The following is a 566-nucleotide window of genomic DNA, read 5'->3' as shown; positions in this document are numbered from 1 at the left end:
ACGATGATCTGGTACCCAGGAGGTGCCAGATTGATCACAGATCAACAGGTAGTTCTACTGAGGCAGAGATTGATGGAAGGGAAGACACAGCAGTCAGCGGCAGCTACAGCCGCTATGAGCGAGAGATCGGCAAGGAAGTGGCAGCGTGGGGATCTGCCGTCGGATAGGAAGAGGGCCCGGCGAAGGTGGAGAAGCAGGCCGGACCCCTTCGTCGACGTATGGGAGAGCGATGTCGTGCCGCTGCTGCTGACCGACCCCGACGGTGAGCTGAGCGCGACAACCATCCTGGAGTGGCTCGATGAGAGACACCCAGGCAGGTTCGGAAGGTCCCAACTCAGGACGCTCCAGCGCAGGATGAGAGACCACAGGGCCCTTCATGGGCCGGACAAGGAGGTGTACTTCCAGCAGGAACATCCACCTGGTCGTGAGGCGCAGGTGGACTTCACCCACTGTGGGGAGTTGGGAGTGACCATCGGTGGAGAGCCCTTCAGGCATCTGCTGTTCCAGTTCGTGCTGAGTCACTCCGGTTGGCGATACGCCGAGGTGTGCTTCGGGGAGACGTTCGG

The 566-nt window shown here is 60.8% G+C and carries 1 protein-coding gene; it reads left to right on the top strand.

Annotation, left to right across the window (positions count from 1 at the left end):
- Positions 1-30 precede the first annotated feature (30 nt).
- Positions 31-566: IS21 family transposase (locus J4G14_15295; GenBank protein MCE2459153.1), on the top strand; the 536-nt coding region annotated here is incomplete at its 3' end.

Source organism: Dehalococcoidia bacterium (assembly GCA_021295915.1).
Taxonomy (GTDB): Bacteria; Chloroflexota; Dehalococcoidia; order Lucifugimonadales; family UBA1123; genus VXRN01.
Note: the sequence above shows the minus strand (reverse complement) of the source record. Positions and strands in the feature narration are given on the sequence as shown.